General features: G+C 65.7%; 16 protein-coding genes, 1 tRNA gene and 1 pseudogene. 9 read left to right on the top strand and 9 right to left on the bottom strand.

The features are described from left to right. Positions 1 to 370: 370 nt before the first annotated feature. From GKO32_RS15100 to GKO32_RS15090, 3 genes are read left to right on the top strand one after another with little or no spacing between them, the layout of a single operon-like run. Complete coding sequence (locus GKO32_RS15100; RefSeq protein WP_312867943.1) at positions 371 to 694, top strand: hypothetical protein; 324 nt, start codon at positions 371 to 373, stop codon at positions 692 to 694. Continuing rightward, positions 687 to 1,892 (top strand): putative T7SS-secreted protein, encoded by a 1,206-nt coding sequence (locus GKO32_RS38395; protein ID WP_208024409.1) that lies wholly within the window; start codon positions 687 to 689, stop codon positions 1,890 to 1,892. The genes GKO32_RS15100 and GKO32_RS38395 overlap by 8 nt, the downstream gene beginning before the upstream one ends. Beyond that, positions 1,889 to 2,263, top strand: a complete 375-nt coding sequence (locus GKO32_RS15090) for a hypothetical protein (protein WP_154757489.1) — start codon at positions 1,889 to 1,891, stop codon at positions 2,261 to 2,263. Before GKO32_RS38395 ends, GKO32_RS15090 begins: the two co-directional genes overlap by 4 nt. A gap of 294 nt (positions 2,264 to 2,557) precedes the next feature. Here the strand turns inward: GKO32_RS15090 and GKO32_RS15085 are convergent, their stop codons facing one another. Further along, the gene (locus GKO32_RS15085; protein ID WP_154757488.1) at positions 2,558 to 2,992 is read right to left on the bottom strand and encodes a hypothetical protein; all 435 of its coding nucleotides are present in this window, start codon (positions 2,990 to 2,992) and stop codon (positions 2,558 to 2,560) included. Between the two features lie 468 nt (positions 2,993 to 3,460). On the opposite strand from GKO32_RS15085, the gene GKO32_RS15080 reads away from it, so the two are divergent. Continuing rightward, positions 3,461 to 3,527, top strand: a tRNA-Lys gene (locus GKO32_RS15080). Positions 3,528 to 3,577: 50 nt separating this feature from the next. On the opposite strand, the gene GKO32_RS40515 is transcribed toward GKO32_RS15080, so the two are convergent. After that, complete coding sequence (locus GKO32_RS40515; RefSeq protein ID WP_376765961.1) at positions 3,578 to 3,841, bottom strand: MmyB family transcriptional regulator; 264 nt, start codon at positions 3,839 to 3,841, stop codon at positions 3,578 to 3,580. Here GKO32_RS40515 and GKO32_RS39060 point away from each other — a divergent pair. Next, positions 3,728 to 3,967: a hypothetical protein gene (locus GKO32_RS39060; RefSeq protein ID WP_154757487.1), complete on the top strand. Its 240-nt coding sequence runs from the start codon at positions 3,728 to 3,730 to the stop codon at positions 3,965 to 3,967. The two genes, GKO32_RS40515 and GKO32_RS39060, sit on opposite strands and share 114 nt — an antisense overlap. Before the next feature lie 115 nt (positions 3,968 to 4,082). On the opposite strand, the gene GKO32_RS15070 is transcribed toward GKO32_RS39060, so the two are convergent. Further along, positions 4,083 to 4,982, bottom strand: coding sequence for an MBL fold metallo-hydrolase (locus tag GKO32_RS15070; RefSeq protein WP_312867942.1), 900 nt, complete (start codon positions 4,980 to 4,982; stop codon positions 4,083 to 4,085). Between the two features lie 101 nt (positions 4,983 to 5,083). On the opposite strand from GKO32_RS15070, the gene GKO32_RS15065 reads away from it, so the two are divergent. Further along, a complete protein-coding gene (locus tag GKO32_RS15065) occupies positions 5,084 to 6,073 on the top strand; it encodes an AraC family transcriptional regulator (RefSeq protein WP_312867941.1) in 990 nt (329 codons plus the stop codon). 211 nt (positions 6,074 to 6,284) lie between these two features. Here GKO32_RS15065 and GKO32_RS15060 read toward each other — a convergent pair whose 3' ends face one another. Then, positions 6,285 to 7,973, bottom strand: coding sequence for a CocE/NonD family hydrolase (locus GKO32_RS15060; protein WP_154757486.1), 1,689 nt, complete (start codon positions 7,971 to 7,973; stop codon positions 6,285 to 6,287). A gap of 102 nt (positions 7,974 to 8,075) precedes the next feature. Here GKO32_RS15060 and GKO32_RS15055 point away from each other — a divergent pair, with 102 nt between their 5' ends. Both GKO32_RS15055 and GKO32_RS15050 read left to right on the top strand, forming a co-directional pair. After that, positions 8,076 to 8,867 (top strand): SDR family NAD(P)-dependent oxidoreductase, encoded by a 792-nt coding sequence (locus tag GKO32_RS15055; protein WP_154757485.1) that lies wholly within the window; start codon positions 8,076 to 8,078, stop codon positions 8,865 to 8,867. 54 nt (positions 8,868 to 8,921) lie between these two features. After that, positions 8,922 to 9,599, top strand: coding sequence for a TetR/AcrR family transcriptional regulator (locus GKO32_RS15050; protein WP_154757484.1), 678 nt, complete (start codon positions 8,922 to 8,924; stop codon positions 9,597 to 9,599). Here the strand turns inward: GKO32_RS15050 and GKO32_RS15045 are convergent. The 4 genes and pseudogenes from GKO32_RS15045 to GKO32_RS15030 form a co-directional block, all read right to left on the bottom strand. After that, positions 9,596 to 9,892 (bottom strand): transposase, encoded by a 297-nt coding sequence (locus tag GKO32_RS15045; protein ID WP_166459567.1) that lies wholly within the window; start codon positions 9,890 to 9,892, stop codon positions 9,596 to 9,598. The two genes, GKO32_RS15050 and GKO32_RS15045, sit on opposite strands and share 4 nt — an antisense overlap. 488 nt (positions 9,893 to 10,380) lie before the next feature. Continuing rightward, a pseudogene (locus GKO32_RS39810) lies at positions 10,381 to 10,539 on the bottom strand (dihydroxy-acid dehydratase domain-containing protein); the annotation flags it as partial. 102 nt (positions 10,540 to 10,641) lie between these two features. Continuing rightward, positions 10,642 to 12,387: a CocE/NonD family hydrolase gene (locus GKO32_RS15035; protein ID WP_208024408.1), complete on the bottom strand. Its 1,746-nt coding sequence runs from the start codon at positions 12,385 to 12,387 to the stop codon at positions 10,642 to 10,644. Beyond that, positions 12,387 to 13,781 (bottom strand): amidohydrolase family protein, encoded by a 1,395-nt coding sequence (locus GKO32_RS15030; protein ID WP_166459566.1) that lies wholly within the window; start codon positions 13,779 to 13,781, stop codon positions 12,387 to 12,389. Before GKO32_RS15030 ends, GKO32_RS15035 begins: the two co-directional genes overlap by 1 nt. 384 nt (positions 13,782 to 14,165) lie before the next feature. Between GKO32_RS15030 and GKO32_RS15025 the strand changes: the two genes are divergently transcribed. Then, positions 14,166 to 14,825, top strand: a complete 660-nt coding sequence (locus GKO32_RS15025) for an SAM-dependent methyltransferase (RefSeq protein ID WP_154757480.1) — start codon at positions 14,166 to 14,168, stop codon at positions 14,823 to 14,825. A 132-nt stretch (positions 14,826 to 14,957) separates the two neighbouring features. On the opposite strand, the gene GKO32_RS15020 is transcribed toward GKO32_RS15025, so the two are convergent. Then, complete coding sequence (locus GKO32_RS15020; protein WP_166459565.1) at positions 14,958 to 15,701, bottom strand: helix-turn-helix domain-containing protein; 744 nt, start codon at positions 15,699 to 15,701, stop codon at positions 14,958 to 14,960. Between the last annotated feature and the right edge of the window lie 50 nt (positions 15,702 to 15,751).

Raw genomic sequence — 15,751 nt, 5'->3', positions numbered from 1 at the left:
TCAGCCATGGCCGGCAACTCGACCCGTGCCGCGTCCCGGCAACTGCACCGCTTGAACACACCCGTCGACGTCGTCATAGTGATCACCATCCATAGCCTGGCTTTGAGGCACTCCCGATCCTCCACCCAGCAAGTCTCGACCTACCACCGAAGAGCGCGGATCGGAAACGGCACAGGGCCCCCGCCCAGTCGCGGCCCAAGCAGCAGCGAAGATGGCAGCGATAACCTCTACGACCTTCACCATGGCCCCAAGGGAGGTCATGTAAAACGGTCGCCCCCGGATATCACGGAGCGAAGGCGGAGACAGCCCGAGCGCTGATTGGTTACCATCACCACGGTTAGTACTGTCCGTGTCCGACAGGGGGCTCACAGTGGTGAACAGTCCCGGATTCCGTGTTGATGCCGACAAAGTGGCCGAGGCGGGCAACGGCATCTCGCGGTCGGTCAAGGACCAAGATAACTTCGAGTTGCGCGGTCTATGTGGTGAGAGCGATCTCTACGGTCACCAGGGCCTGCACGACGCGCTGATGGACTTCTGTGTGCGCTGGAGCGACGGGCTGGACGTTCTCACCGGCGACGGCGGCGCGATCGGGAGCGCGTTGACGAAGGCCGCCGACGCCTATCGGGGAATCGACGACGCGACGGCACGCACGTTGGGTGGCGATCCGGGCCAAGGAGCCGTGGACGGTGGCTGAACTCGGCGAATCCCAGGATCCGACCGAACTGGTCACCGGCAATCAACAGGCGATCGAGGAGAACGCCCGGGTGCTGCGTGCACGCGCGGACAGCGCGGACGACGCGGCTCAAGGGTTGTTGGCCGTGGACACCGGGTCCTGGACCGGGCCGGCGGCGCAGGCGTTTCATGACAAGTTCAGTTACGAGCCCCGCAAGTGGTTCGCCGCCAGCGACGCGCTCGGGTCGGCAGCTGACGCACTGGACGACTACGCCAACACCCTGCGGTGGGCACAGTCACAGGCCGCCGAAGCCATCGCGGCCTGGAATCGCGGCCAAACAGCGACCCAGCAAGCCCAGTCGGCACACGACCAGGCGGTAGCCCAAGCAGCAGCCGACAACCAACCGGCTCCACCAGCGTTCAGCGACCCCGGAGAAGCTGATCGGCAAGCCGCGCGGGACACGCTGAACCGAGCTCGCGCCCAGACCACGGAGGCAGGCGACACCGCCGCCGGGATCCTGCGCAGCGCCATGGACACCGCGCCGCAAAAGTCCAGCTGGCTGTCCGACCTCGGGCACACCCTGGCCAACGCCGGCGCCGACGTGGTCAACGGACTCGCATCGTTCGGCAACGCCGCGCTGCAGCACCCGCTTGATGTGCTCGGCGTGGCCGGCGGTCTGGGGCTGACCACGATCAGCGCGGCCGGCTTCAGCGGCGGCACAGTCCTGGATGCCACCGGTGTCGGTGCGGTGGCAGGCGTCCCGGTCCAGGCCGTATCCGCCGCCGGGGTGGCCACCGGGATCGGCATCACCACCGCCGCGATGGCCGATCTTGGGCAGCACGCGTCCGGTGATGACCGAGTCGAAGTCATCAAGAAGACCGGAGACGCCGGTCCGGAGCCCACCGCGACACCGAAACCAGCCGAAGGGCTGGCGGACAATTTCAAGGACGGTGTGCCGCCGAAGGCCTCGGACCTGGAACGGTACGCCGAATCGCAAGGCTGGGCCCGGACGCAGACACCCAACGGGCCCGCCAAATATGTCGATGAGAACGGGATTCCCCGGATGACCATCAAAGAAGGCAGCGCCCGAACACCCGGCAGCGAAAACCCCCACGTAGAGCTTCGGAACGAACAAGGTCAGCGGATCGACTCGCAAGGCAATCCCGTCACCCGCCGCAGCCCCGGCAACCACACACCAATCGAATGGGACCTGCCATGACCACGAACTACGACCAATTCCCTGACCTGGCGGGTGTCTACCTCGAAGATAGCTATGTGCTCGGTATCAGGGAAGAACCCAGCATGCTCTCCTTCGCGCTCGAGGCGGTGCTGACTCCACAACACCCGCGCTACCGACCACCCCAACCCGACGAGCAGTACTGCTACGCCAAAGCCAACCTGCTCTTCACCGAGGTGAGTGAGGTGCGATGGCTGGAACGCAGCGCCCTGGTCTTCACCGACGCGACCGGTGAAGCCGACCTCGGAAACATCGACACCATGACCCAGAACAACGACCACTACGAATTGAGCGGCGACTGGGGCCAAGTCCAGATCTACACACGAGAACCGCCCCGGCTCGCCTTCACGTAACCGCTTACGCTGGCGGGGACTGTCGAAAATCTGACACTCTCGCGCTTGGTCTGAAGAGTCGCGTGCCGGGTGATGAGCGCCAGCACGGGTGAATGAACGGCGGCACGGGCACGCCTGCTCATCCGCCGGGCGGTGCCCCGTCGGTGAGGACATCGAGCCCGCCAGACCCACGCGCGGAAATCCGTGAGCGCGTCGCGAGTGCCTTGGTGGCCGGAGGCCCACCCTCCGCACGGGCCATACAGTTGGCGATACTGGTGGCTGGCTCAGGCCGGGAGCTGCAAGATCGATGCACTTTTACGGGACAACCAACGAGTAAATTGCAGCCGAGGTGAACAGCGCCGCAATACATAATTGGAGGCCCTCTATAATTACTCGGTAGGAGTTAATTCGACTCCTCCGAACTTCGCTCGCCGCCGCCACCAAAATTACTTGGCGGGCTGACTCTCTGTCGGCCTGGTCGCGTTCGACCTGCCGCAGGGCCCTTTCTCCGAGGTGAACAAGTTGCCGGGTCCTCGCGTCCAGCATCATAAATGCCAAGCTTGACAGTGCGCCGGCCACGCTGACACCGACCGCGATAGCCGTCATGTGGCCCATTCTCGCCTGTACAAACGCAGCAGCCAAAAAGGCGACTGCGACAAGCCAGAAGTTTACTAGCTGCATTCGTTGGTTCGCATGCATGGAGAACCAGTTCCACGCGTACGTCTGCACGTCAAATTTGGGCTGTTGCACAGCCCTAATCCTTAGGTGCATGCGGCTAAAGCTGCACTAGTCACCCCCCGATTGGAGTAATGCGCACGGCATGGCTATCGGTTAACTCATCGCAGGCCGAGCCGCAGTCCGTGCCATTGGCCGTTACTGTCGCCGACAAGCGCTCATGCCGACGTTGAGCGCGTCTCGGCCTCGTCAATAGCTTGCCGCGCATGGGCTGTTCGTGCAACGCGTGCGCAGGCAACGTCGCACGTGCATGGGCGTGGGGCACGGATGGGCTCCCGTCAGCCGGGTGGCGGCGGGCAGGAGCCTGGACGCTCCGGCATTGGAACGCCGGAAACCCCAGGTCAAGTAGGGTCCACGACCCCGTTGAGCACGGCAGGGCGAATGAGACATAACGGAGCCCACCTTGGGCGTTCCCGAACGCAAACATGCTCTCAAAAGTCAGGGAAACCACGGGTAGAAGCCCTGCGCCCAAGCGCTCTTCCAAGATCACCAGGATTGATCACTGGGGCTTTTAATCCTTGGGTCCAGGGTTCGAGTCCCTGGCGGCCCACAAGAAGGGCGCACAGGAAGCCCCGACAGATGGCTTGAACTGCGGAAACGTCAGGTTGCGGGTCTTCCTGTTATGTCACGTCGAGCATGTGGGTGTGCGAACTGCCCTTGGCCTTGTTCGGGGCCACGGTCGGAGCTGAGCCTGGTTCGGGCGGTGAGGGTGAGCCCCGTGGTGTCCTGTCCGGGAAGCTCCACGGAGTCGTGGGCGAGGTTGAGATCGCCGACGCCCGGGTGGTCGATGGACTTGGTGTCGCAGTCGTGCAGGCGCACATTGTGGCCCCTGAGCGGGCGGAAGGCGTTGCTGTCGGTGGCCAACTCGCCGATGAGTTCCCGCAGCTCGCGGCCGTCGGCTGTGGACGAATGATCACGATGTCGACTGAGCTCGACTCGGCTTCCGGTGGAATTCGGCTCGCGGCCGTGATGTCCGAGAGCGCTCCTTGAGCTCGGGATTGTTTATTAACTCTGCACGACGTGTTCGATCCGCACCCGTGCGAGACTGGTCAGCTGGTGCGGACCACACGAAGATGCCGGGCCGGCGCAGGAGGAACGTCTTCATTCACGCCCATTCGCCTGGAATGAATCCACCGTTGTCCCGCCGGATCTCCACGGCACCGGTACCGCCGAAGTGTGCAGGCACGAGCAGTTCCCGCTCATCGGCTGCCTGGTGGAGGATCCGCTGACGAGTACGGGCGGCTTGTTCAGGGGCCAGGCAGGTAGAGCTGCTGCAGTCGGGATGGAGAATCTGCATCGGGCTGTGCAGCACGTCTCCGACGAAGACCGCCCGATCGTTTCCGGAGGCCAGCCGCAGCACGGACGAGCCGGGGGTGTGGCCGGGCGCGGACTCCAAGACGAGGTGTTCGTCTATGCGATGACGACCGTCCCACAGCACGGCCTGTCCGGCCCGGTGGATGGGCGCGATGCTGTCTGCATAGATGAGGCGATCGTCCGATTGCAGGCCATCGCCCGCCGCGTTGCCCGGCCCGAAGTGCGCGTCGTCCGCTGCGGGAATGAGGTACTCAGCGTGGGGAAACGCCGGGACCCACTCACCGCCTGCGTCGACGGTGTTCCCGCCGACGTGGTCGACGTGGATATGCGTATTGACCACGACATCGACGTCCTGCGGGGAAACGCCGACTCTCGCGAGTCCTCCGAGGAGGTCACCACGCCAGAGATCGAACTCCGGCGTACTCGGCCGCTCGTGCCCGTCGCCCATGCCCGTATCGATCAGCACGGTCTGCCCACCGCTGCGCAGCACCCAGGTCCGCACCGCCATCACCGCCCGGTCGCTGTTCGGCTGCCAGTGGTCCGGTACCAGCCAGCCCTCGTTGTCCTTCCACAGTTCGCCCGCGATTTCCGGGAGCAGATCGGGGGCAGGGGCGAACGGGCCCTGCCACTCGACGACCCGGATGATCTCGACGTCTCCCAGCATCATGTTGGGCACGCTCTCGTTCGTCACAGGCTCGACGCTAGGAGGGTCGCCCGTTGCTCTCAATGCGCATCCGGCTCACCGGAATGCGCTTTCGCCTCACACACGATCGCGGCGGATATGCTCGGTGTGTGGACGTGCTCGGCGATGCGATCTCTGCGGTGCGCCTCGGGTACCCGTCGTCCGACCGGGTGTGGATGGATGGACGTTGGTGTGTTCGCCTGGACCCCTATGAGGGCGCGGCGTTCCTCGCCGTACTGAAGGGCGGCTGCTGGCTGCTGCCCGACGACAGTGCCCCGGTGTCACTCGGTGTGGGTGACGTCGTCTTGCTGCTCCCCCACGGCAACGGGTATGTGGTCGCCGATTCGCCGCTCGACAGGGCGGTCGCGGTCGGCACGGCGACGCCGTTCGACCGTTGGCATGCGGAGGCGGGCCCGCGTGCCCGAGACGATCGCGCCGGGACGGAGGTGCTGTGCGGCAAGTACCGGGTCGACCGCAGTCGCCTCCACCCACTCCTGACCCAGCTGCCGGAGGTTGTCCACTTTCCCAGCCGGCCGGACGGACGCAGCGAACTCCGCGCTGCGATTGGCCTCCTCGCGAGTGAGCAGCACGAGCAGCGCGCCGGCTCCTCGATCGCACTCCCGGGCCTGCTGGATCTCCTGCTCGTCTTCATGATCCGCTCGTGGATGACCGATGCAGGCCACCGGGCCTGGCCCGGCGCTCTCGCCGACTCGGTGACGGCTGCGGCCCTTCGGGCATTGCATGCCGACCCGGCGGCCCCGTGGACCAATGACAGGCTGGCCGCAGAGGTCGGCGTCTCTCGCCCCACCCTGGCGCGCCGCTTCACCCCCCTGGTCGGCCGCCCACCGATGGCCTACCTCACCTGGTGGCGTCTCGTCCGCGCCGCCGTTCTGCTCCGGGACACCACGGACACCCTGGCCACCGTAGCCAGAAAGGTCGGTTACAGCAGTCCGTATGCGTTCTCGCACGCCTTCGCGAAGGAGTACGGCACCACCCCGGGGCGATATCGAGCGGAAGCCGGCGGTCGGTCGGCCGCCTGGTCATCCGTCGGTGCCGCCGGGTCGGTCATCGCCACGTGTGCTCCCAGTGAACGAGGGTGACAGCCGCGGTCACGGGAACGAACACCGCGCGCACCGGACGGTCCAGCTCGAACGAACCCGGCTCGCCGATCTGGCGATCGCCGCACTCCTTTCGCAGTTGCCGCACGGCCTCGTAGAGGTGCAGCCATGGGTGCGGATCAGAGTGGTGAACATCGCCTGCACCCGTGCCTCGGTGAGCTCCCGCAACAACGTTCCCCCGAGATGGCAGCCCTCAGAGAGGCGGCCCGGCGGCATCCAGTGGCCCGTCCCAGATGCCGACGGTGAGTGACGCGCGTCGGGCGCTGCCCGTATGGACCTCCCAGCGCTGCCGCGGCGAGTGTTCGTAGACGGCGGGGAACTGCCCGGTGATCGGGTTTGCCGGGTAGAACCAGGTATCGCGGAGTTCCAGCACCAGGTCGTCACCGGCCGCGAACCGAGTGGCCGACGGCAGCAGCGTCAAATCCAGCTCGACGACCGCGCCCGGCGGCACGGGCGACGTGTGCGTGTGCGGATGGAACGCCTCCCAGAAGGTGGACCGGGATTCGTCGACGTGCCGGTGTGAGGCCCGCAGCCAGCCCCGGGTGACGATGTCCTCGGTGAAACCATAGGAGCCCTCGAAGACGACCTCCCGCCCGTCGCGCATTTTGCGCACGCCGGCGAACAGCGTGATGTCGTCGTGTTCGAGAGTGGCCGGGACGCGCAGACGCATCGGGCCGACGACATCCGTCTCCCGATCGAAGCGCCAGCGGAAGCGTGTGCCGTCGGGGCCGACGGTCACCTGTGCCGCGTCGACCGGAGGGTTCTCGCCGAGGGATCCGGCCCGCGCGTCGAGATACAGCTCCACGGGCCGGACCTCCGGGGGTGGCCAATCCGCAGCGCCGGCCACCGCGGCGATCTCGTGGAGGCTCTCCCGGATCTCGATCCGGACCGGCGCGGTCTCGGTGATTCCCGTGTCGTCACCGCGCAGGAAGTGGTCGAAGAAAAGTGCTTGTGCGGCAAGGGCTTCCGCGCCGTAATAGGTCGACCACTTCGGGGCGCGGTGGGTGTAGAGCCACTTCTGTGAAGAGGACAAGCGCCGGTAGCCCTCGAACGTGCCACGGGTGTGCAGGCTCTGGTCCGAGAAACTCCCGCACACGAGCGCGGGCACATCGATGTCCTCGACCCGCGGGCTGCGCGCCGCCCACCAGTCGTCGCGCAGCACATGCCGCTTCTGCGCCGCGCGGTAGGAGTTGGCCGAAGGACGCGTGAGGCGCTGCTGCGCGCTCCACACGCGCAGGAAACCGTTTTCCCGGACTCCGCCGGGATAGGCGAAGTCCGGATATCCGTCACAGAATCCCTCCCAGGGACTGATCGCGGCGAGATGGGGCGGCCGGGTCGCCGCGCCTGTCCATTGCGTGATGGCGAGGTAGGAGACCCCGCTCATCCCGATCCGCCCGTTGGACCACTCCTGGGCGGCTGCCCACTCGACGACGTCGTATACGTCCTCCCCTTCCTGCGGGCGGAACGTCTCGGCGACCCCGTCCGAGTGGCCCCACCCCCGCAGGTCGGCGTTGACGAGTACGTAGCCGCGAGGCACCCAGAACGCCGGGTCCGGGGCCTCATGTGAGGTCCAGGCGGAGATCGAGATCGGCTCGTCGTTCGCGGCAAGCCGGTAGGCCAGCGGGACCGTGTAGCGGCCGCGCCGCCGACGGGGCATGTCGTCCTTCCCGTAGGGCTGGACACACAGCAACACCGGATAGCGCCCGGGCTGCTCAGGCCGAAAGACGTTGGCACGCAACGTGATTCCGTCGCGAACGACAACCGGGACGTCGCGATCGAAAACCACACCGGCCGGCGGGTCGGTCACGCGCACGTCGGGGCGCAGGAGCCGCAGCGCGTTGAGACGGGCCGTTCCCAGCGCGCTCTTCGATCGGAATTGCATGACTGTCCTCCCTTGAGTCACGCTCAACTTGAGTGTAACTCTAGCCAAGGTGGACAGTAGGTGGCAAGCTGGATTGAGTAACACTCAAGTGAGGAGAACGCCATGACTGAGACCTCGAGGCCGGGCCGGCACCAAGGACGCCGGGTCGTCGTCACCGGGGCAGCGGGCGGCATCGGGGCCGCGACTGCGCGCTGTTTCGCGAACGAAGGCGCCACCGTGCTCGCCGTCGACATCGCCGACTCCGCGGCACTGCTGGACGACATCAGCGCGTCGGGCGGAACGGCGCTGGCCCTCGAGGCGGATCTGAGCTCGACGGAGGCCGCCCAAGCCGTGGTGGACGAGGCCGTGGGGAAACTCGGCGGGATCGACGTCCTCGTGCACAACGCCGGCGCGGCACTGCCGGGCCGGGTCGAGGAACTGTCCCTCGAGGACCTGGACGCAATGTGGTCGCTGAACGTCCGGGCCGGGCTCCTGCTCGCGCAGCACGTGATAGCGCCGATGCGGGCCGGCGGCGGGGGAAGCATCCTCTACACGGGAGCGGCCGCGGCATTGCACGGGCAGCCGATGCTCGCCGGGTACGGCGCCAGCAAGGCCGCGCTGCACAACGTCGTCGCGTCGATGGCCCTCGAGTACGCCCGCGACGAGATCCGGGTCAACGCCGTCGCCCCCGGCCCCACCCGCACCGGCATGACGGCCCGCGCACGGCAGGTCTTCGGCGGCCAGGGCGGCGATCCCATGGCGCTGCTGCCGCTGGCGCACATCATCGAACCCGAGGAGATCGCCGAAGGCTTCAGCTATCTGGCGTCGAGCGCCGCCCGCTCGATCACCGGCCACGTGCTCGCGATCGACTGCGGTATCACGGCAGGCCGGTTCGTCCCGCCGCCGCCCCGGTGAGCGGTACCGGGCCCGACCGGGCGCGGCGAGGAGGTTCCAGCTAGCGTGCGACCAGTGTCGGAATCCAGACCGCATGACCCCTATCGGCGGCGGCGTGCCGCGGCGGCGGCCAGCCGCGAGGAAACCCGCCGCCGGCTCCTGGAGTCGGCGGACGTCCTGTTCCGGGAGCGCGGATACCACCAGACTTCGGTGAGTGCCATTGCCGAGCACGCCGGTTTCTCGCTGCAGACGCTCTATCTGGCCTGGCAGGGCGGAAAACCGGCCTTGCTGAGGGCGGCGGCCAACGCCGCGGTCACCGCAACCGGCCTCCCGATCGAGCCCGATATCTGGCGGCACGGCCTCGTCGCGGAACTGGCCAAGGAGTCGGGAACCGATCCCGACGCGAGGGCGACCCTGCGAGCCCTGAGCCGGATGTACGTCCGTGTCGCGCATCGCGCGGCGCCCTATTGGCGAATGCTGCGTCACGCAGCGACGACGGACGAGACGGTCGCCGCCGACTGGAAGATGATTACCGGGGAGCGGCGACGCACCATGCGCGCCGTCATCGAAAGCGCGGCGGTCCCCGGCTGGCGCCCCGAGTTGACCACCGACGACATCGTCGACACCATGTGGGCACTCACCAGCCCCGAGACCTACGACTTGCTCACCGTCTCACGGGACCTCTCACCGGACGAGTACGAAGCATGGCTCGCACGGACGCTCCAGCATGCGCTCTGCACCGAAGCCGGCTAGGTCATGTCTGACGAAGTCGTCGTCCAGGTGATTACGGCGTGTAGGACGATTGCTGCTCGGTAGATGTTGGCGAGTTTGTCGATTCGGGTGGCGATGCCACGCCAGTGTTTGAGTTGGTTGAAGTACCGGTCGATGACGTTGCGGCCGCGGTAGTCGACCTCGTGGAAGGCGGGTGGGCGCCCGCCGCGGGACCCGCGGGGTTTGCGGTGCCCGGCCTGGTCGGCGGGTTCGGGGATCACCGCACCGATCTTGCGGTTGCGCAGGGGGGTTCGGATCGCGCGAGACGAATACACCGTGTCGCCGGGTTCAGATCGTCTGCTACCACCCGAACACCGACAACAACCGAAACCGCGACACGACCACCAGCAACCCAGCCACCACACGCGATCTTTGTCAGACACGCCTTAGGCGGGTCGCTTCTTGATCTCCGTTTGAGCAGCGCGTGGGCAATAGAGCCCATCAGGAGACACCACTGGCTACCGGGGGCGGGGTATCCGGGCACTGTTTGCGCAGGTCAGACCTGGTGCGACCTGGTTGTGAAGGCGCCCACCTGGGCGTTTTCGACGTCGTTGCCCGCGGCCAGGGATAGGGAGGCGGCGTCGTGGCGGAGATCGTGCAGCCGTCTTCGGCGGCTGGAACGTCGCGGCGGCTGGCGGGTTTGCTTGCAGTCCAGAGCCAGACCGCGCCCGGGGTGCGGCCGGTGACGCGCCACCGGTGACGCGGTCGCCAGTCCACACCCGTCGCAGGTCCGCTGAACACCGCCACGTCGGTACCGGCGACCCTTGAGGACGGCCCCGTCCGGTTGGGGTACCACCTCAAGATTCTCCGTGACGGTCTTTCCGGTGACCGTCAGCGCGTCGCCGTCCAGGAGGCCCTCGTCGAGCAGGGCCTTCATGACCATCGGGATACCACCCACGCCGTCGAGGTCGGTCATCACGAAACCGTCCGAGTCCCTCTGCGTGGACGACCAGCTCCACCGAGTCCGCGATCACCTCTCGCGAGACGAGCCTCGAAAATGACCGACTCAACTGTGAGCGTCGCGTCAGGACTCCTTGCTCTCGGGGATGACGGGCAGCAGGACGCGCGGCGCATTCTCGCCGCCGGTGTGCAGGGTCACGGTGCCGCCGAAGATCTCCTCGGGACGGTCGTGCGGATCGTTGTGCTTGAAAGGACCGACACCTCGCATGGAGGCCCACTGCGCTTTCGTGTCAGGGACATGTCCAGGTGGCTCGTAGTCGTGTCCTTGCACGGTCAGGGCCAGGGTGAATCCTGGCGGGATCACGATTGACGTCGGCCAGATTTCGACCTCCACGTCGTACTCCTGCCCCGGGACTAGCGGCTCGGACTTGTCGTGAGGATGGAAAGGACGCCAAGGCAATGAACGCTCCGCGTCCAGGCTGCGATGCGATGCTCGAAGCCAGCCATGTGCGACGGGCGTGTGAGTCTGGACAGCGCCGGTGAACGCGACTTCCTTGCCCAGAGGATCGAACACCTGGAGGACGAGGAAGAGGTCTGCGTCCTCCGTCTCGGACGAGATTCGCAGGGAGGCACTGGCAGGACCGGTGATCTCAGTCGCTTCGGACAGCACAGTCGTGAAGGACACTCCTTCCTTCATGGCTTGGTAAGTGACGTGCGCGTCGGTGGTGGGTGGGTCCGATCGCAGAGTCAGGTCCGAGGCGTCGAGATACAGCTCGGTCCACTCCGTGCGAGCGAGCGGCCACTCGTGTTCCTCGCGGAAGACAAAGGTCTCGTCCGGGTGGCGAACATTCATGAGGACTGGAGGACGCTCATCCCAACCGTTGTCCTTCCCCTTGAGGAAGTGGTCAAGGAACTGAAGCTGAAGCTCTCGTCCGTAGTCCGTGTAGTAGTGCACCCAGTGCTCCAGGCCGTGCAGCTCGAGCCACTTGTTCTCGGATGCGGCTCCGAGGTACGCCTCCACGTTGCCGCGTAGGTGAAGGCCGTGACCTCCCCAGTTGGCACCCGAGAGAAGAGGAACAGTCACCTTGCTCAGGTCGGCTCGACGGTCGGCGAAGAAATCGTCGTCGTAAGGACGCCGGACGAGCTCTTGGTCGAAGTCGACCTTGTTCGCAGCGAGCCGCTCGTCCGTGAAGGTCTCGTCACCTGCCACGGACCGTCCCTTCAGACGGCCTTTGCGGGCTCGGTCGCCCAAGCCATGCTGGACGGTCGACACCTGATTCGGGTACCACCCACTCACGAAAGTGCTGCGAATTCCACCGTGGCATGCGGCCTCGCGGTACAAGTCGTACATGCCCTCCCACACGACGATCGCCGCAAGATGCGGGGGTTGCAGCGCAGCGACCCGCCACTGCATGACCGCGTAGTAGGAGATACCACTCATCGCGACCTTGCCGGACGACCATGGCTGCACGCCGGCCCACTCGATGCAGTCGTAGGCGTCCTTGACCTCGCGGGGCGAGAACGACTCGATGACGCCCGGGGACTGTCCCGCGCCTCGCGAGTCGACCCGGATGCAAACGTAGTCCTGAGACACCCACTTCTCAGGGTCGGCGACCTCCCACGCTTGGTACTTGTTGGTCGATCCAGCCGGGACATCCGGGTGCTGCTCGCACATCATGCGCCACGCGTCGGGGTAGCCGTCCTCGAAGTGCAGGTCCTTCGCGTACGGCCCATAGCTCAAAAGAACCGGGTACTGACCATCTGCGACCGGCCGGAACACGTCGGCTCGCAAGACGGTGCCATCGTCCACCGTGATGGGCACGTCGAGCTCGACGATCATGCCGTCCAAGACCTGTGATTGTTCGGTCATCACGCGTTCTCCTTCAACGGCTTCGGATTGATGTCATCGAAATCGCACGCGGCGTACAGTCGGTCGCGCGCGACGACCAGATCGTCTCGGATCGCGTCGACATCAACGCCGACGAGCGTCCCGCCACGCTTCACGACCTCGCCTGCGACGAACACGGTGTCGACGTTGCTGCCGCGCGCGCCGGCCAGCAGCGCCGATTCCAGGTTGGACAGCGGCCAGAGGTTCAGGTCCGTCGTGCGGAGGAGGATGATGTCAGCCTGCTTCCCGGGAGCGAGGGTGCCCACCTCGTCGTCGAGCCAGCAGCACGCCGCCGCCGCGCTCGTGATCGCCTCGAGTGCTTGGCGTGCTGTCATCCGCCCCTCCTGGGACTCATGGGTCCCGACCGGCGTTCCCCCCGCGAACGTCTTCAGTGCGTCCTCGTATCGGTCCAGCAGCAGACCTATTCGCGCTCCCTCGAACAGGTCACCAGACGTCGCCAGCACCGAATCGGTGCTGAAGACTGGACGCGCACCATGTCTGCGCATCCTCGGAGTCGGAGTCGATCCGATGCCGAGGGCCGTGTCGCCGGCGGGGCAGCTCATCAGGTGCGCTCCCGCGGCCACCGCGAGCTCGATCTCCTCGACCGTGGTGTCGCAACAGTGGACGAAGCTCATGTCGGGGCCGAGGAGTCCCGCTTCCGCCAGGCCTCGAATGGATTCCTTCGGCGGCGCCCCCTCCGGACCGCCGACGTGGAAGCTCATGGACAGACCGAGCTCGCGTGCTGTGTTCACATCACGGATCGTGTCCTCCAGCGACGCGTAGTCCAGGCCTGGCAGCGCGAGAGCGAGAGTCAATCTGCCGGCGTCCTCGTCGAGCCCGCGTCGCGCAAGCTCGGCGGCGTGGTCCCATTGGCTGGCGACGCCTTCACCTTCCATCTCCTGCACCTTGGTCAGCATCGAGCCGCCGTAGCCGAAGATGGCTCGCATCCCCATGCTCTGGTGAGCGCTGATTGCAGCTTCGGCGTGGGCCGGCGAGTTGATGACGTGGCACCAGTCGAAGACCGTGGTGATGCCGTTGTCGAGGCAGTCCGCAATGCCCGCGCGGGTAAATGCGTAGACGTCGTCTGGCGTGAAAGCAGGTCCCAGCTGCCCCCAGTGTGCGGCACCGATGTCCACGAGCGTCGAGTCCATGTTGGCGCCGCGTATTCCTGCGTACCAGAGGTGGCGGTGGGCGTCGATCAACCCGGGCATGACGACGATCCCTGAAGCGTCGACCACGTCGCAGTCGTCGGCGTCGATGACGTTCTGGATGTCCACGATGCGCTGACCTTCGATGAGAAGGTCGCCTCGACGCAGTGTGCCGATTGCGGGATCCATGCTGAGGATCGCCCCGCCCTTCAAGAGGGTCTTACTCATGTGTCGCATTCCGCCCTTCCGATAGGCCTCGACCCACGGACGCTAGGCCTTCGATGTGGTGCCAACCACACCCTGCGAGAGCCACCCATGGCCACAGGGGCGGGACCCGGCACCGAGGCTGTCGGAAGAAGCAGTACGACTCGGGTGAAGGGTCACTGGCCTATGCCGTGGGGGTGACTAGGCAGAGGGGCGCTCCGGTCCTCTGCAAATCGAGGCCCGTTTCAAGATCACCGCGATCGAGCCCGCGGGCTTTTGATCCTTGGGTCCAGGGTTCGCGGCCATAGAGCCCGTGGCCTTTCATTGAACGCCAAGCCATCACCCTGTGACGAACGGTAATCAATACTGAGGCTGGCGTTTGCACATCGAGTAGACTCGCTGACCTCCGTGGCTGGAGATCAACGACCAATCGGTGGGGGAGGCGTACACCACACCTCGGAACACATCGACATCGGGGAGCACATCCTGGTCTGCGCGCCACATGTGCCGTTCCTCGTCCGCGCCCAGCGGCAGTTGCTCGCCCGCATGGTTCGCTACCTGGCCCAGCAGGGCATCACCCAGTTCCTGGACCTGGGTTCAGGTGTCCCGGCCGATGGTCACGTGCATCAGATCGCCCAGCAGGTCAACCCCGACGCAAGGGTCGTCTACGTCGACATCGATACCAGCCTCGCCGGTCAGGCGCGACAGCTACTCGCCGACGATCCGAATACCGCCTACCTGGCGGCCGACATCCGACAGCCCGCGGATGTACTCGACGCTCCCGAGACCCAGCACTTACTCGATCTGCGTGAGCCGGTCGCGATGCTGTTGATCGAGACGCTGCTGCATCTGCCTGAGGGCGACGACCCGGAAAGGATCGTGGGTTCCTATATCGCGGCGTTGGCGCCCGGCAGTTACCTCGGCATCTCACATTTCAGCCAGAACGACGACCTCGACATGATCGAACCCGGCCTCCTGCCAGTGCCACTGTGGCGCCCGGACACCGAACCCATCGACCGCAACCCCCACCTCGCCGAGGTCCACGCCGGCCTCGCCCGCAAACACTAACCCACCAGCGACGGTGCGGATGAAAAGCCGGTGCGCGGCATGCCTCAAGTACCCAGCGCTGCGTTGTTGCAGGCCACCCGCGTGCAGGAGAAGTGCGGATTGGTGTTCACGACTGGCCAATAGCCAGGCATATCAGCGATCCTCCTCTGGCCGTGCCTTACTGAATTCGGAGGGACTGGGTTTGGACTCGGCGGACGCGTTCCCCGAGTTCTCCTCGGCGCTGTGCGATCCGCGATTCACAGTGAAAACCGTCACTTCGCCGAACTGCGCCAACAAGTCGGGCCGGTCGCACAACTCAATCAGCGAGGCCACAATGGGGCGCAGCTTCTCCAACGTGGCAGGGTCCATTTCCCTTATCGCCCGAGCGGCCCGGATCTGGAAGTCCTCTTCCCCGGCGTGCGGTGTGTCCTCGCCCAACTCACGAAGAGACAGCGCCACAGCAGTGGACTCTGCCTTGGCCGGACCGGTCCCGTTCAGCTGACACAGGACTTCCGCTTCATCCCACACATATCGGTCGGAGAACACGTCCGAGGTAACACCCAGCCAAGCACTGATGTCACTCATCACATCAAAGCTGACACGCCGGTCGGGGTTCTTGATGATGGTATTGATGTAGACGGCCGATACGCCGATCGCAGCCGCAAGATCCTTCTGCCGGTATGGCTTCCGCTTGCGTTTCCGCTTCGGATCTTGCAAGACGGCTGAATCCTCATACGGACGCAGCTTGCGCGCCAGCATCCACACGATCTTCTCGCCACGCGTCCTCGGCGGTGGATCGTCAGCGTGCCGCGCGTCGTCGCTCATGATCTCCTGGCCGCCTTCCATCAAGCCTGGGAAAATTACGATCTGGTTGACTTTTCTGGTGGACCTCGTCATGCTGCGTCTACTCAAACTAACTGGAACGTAACTTTTTCGGTAGTGCACCT

The organism is Amycolatopsis pithecellobii (assembly GCF_009707865.1).
GTDB lineage: Bacteria > Actinomycetota > Actinomycetes > Mycobacteriales > Pseudonocardiaceae > Amycolatopsis_E > Amycolatopsis_E pithecellobii.
The sequence above is the reverse complement of the archived record's forward strand: the minus strand, read 5'-3'. Positions and strand labels throughout refer to the sequence as shown.

Coding starts and splice junctions, on each gene's coding strand:
- GKO32_RS15090 (WP_154757489.1), top strand. CDS start 1,889: ATGACCACGAACTACGACCAATTCCCTGACCTGGCGGGTGTCTACCTC.
- GKO32_RS15060 (WP_154757486.1), bottom strand. CDS start 7,973: ATGCAATTCCGATCGAAGAGCGCGCTGGGAACGGCCCGTCTCAACGCG.
- GKO32_RS15055 (WP_154757485.1), top strand. CDS start 8,076: ATGACTGAGACCTCGAGGCCGGGCCGGCACCAAGGACGCCGGGTCGTC.
- GKO32_RS15035 (WP_208024408.1), bottom strand. CDS start 12,387: ATGACCGAACAATCACAGGTCTTGGACGGCATGATCGTCGAGCTCGAC.
- GKO32_RS15030 (WP_166459566.1), bottom strand. CDS start 13,781: ATGAGTAAGACCCTCTTGAAGGGCGGGGCGATCCTCAGCATGGATCCC.
- GKO32_RS15020 (WP_166459565.1), bottom strand. CDS start 15,701: ATGACGAGGTCCACCAGAAAAGTCAACCAGATCGTAATTTTCCCAGGC.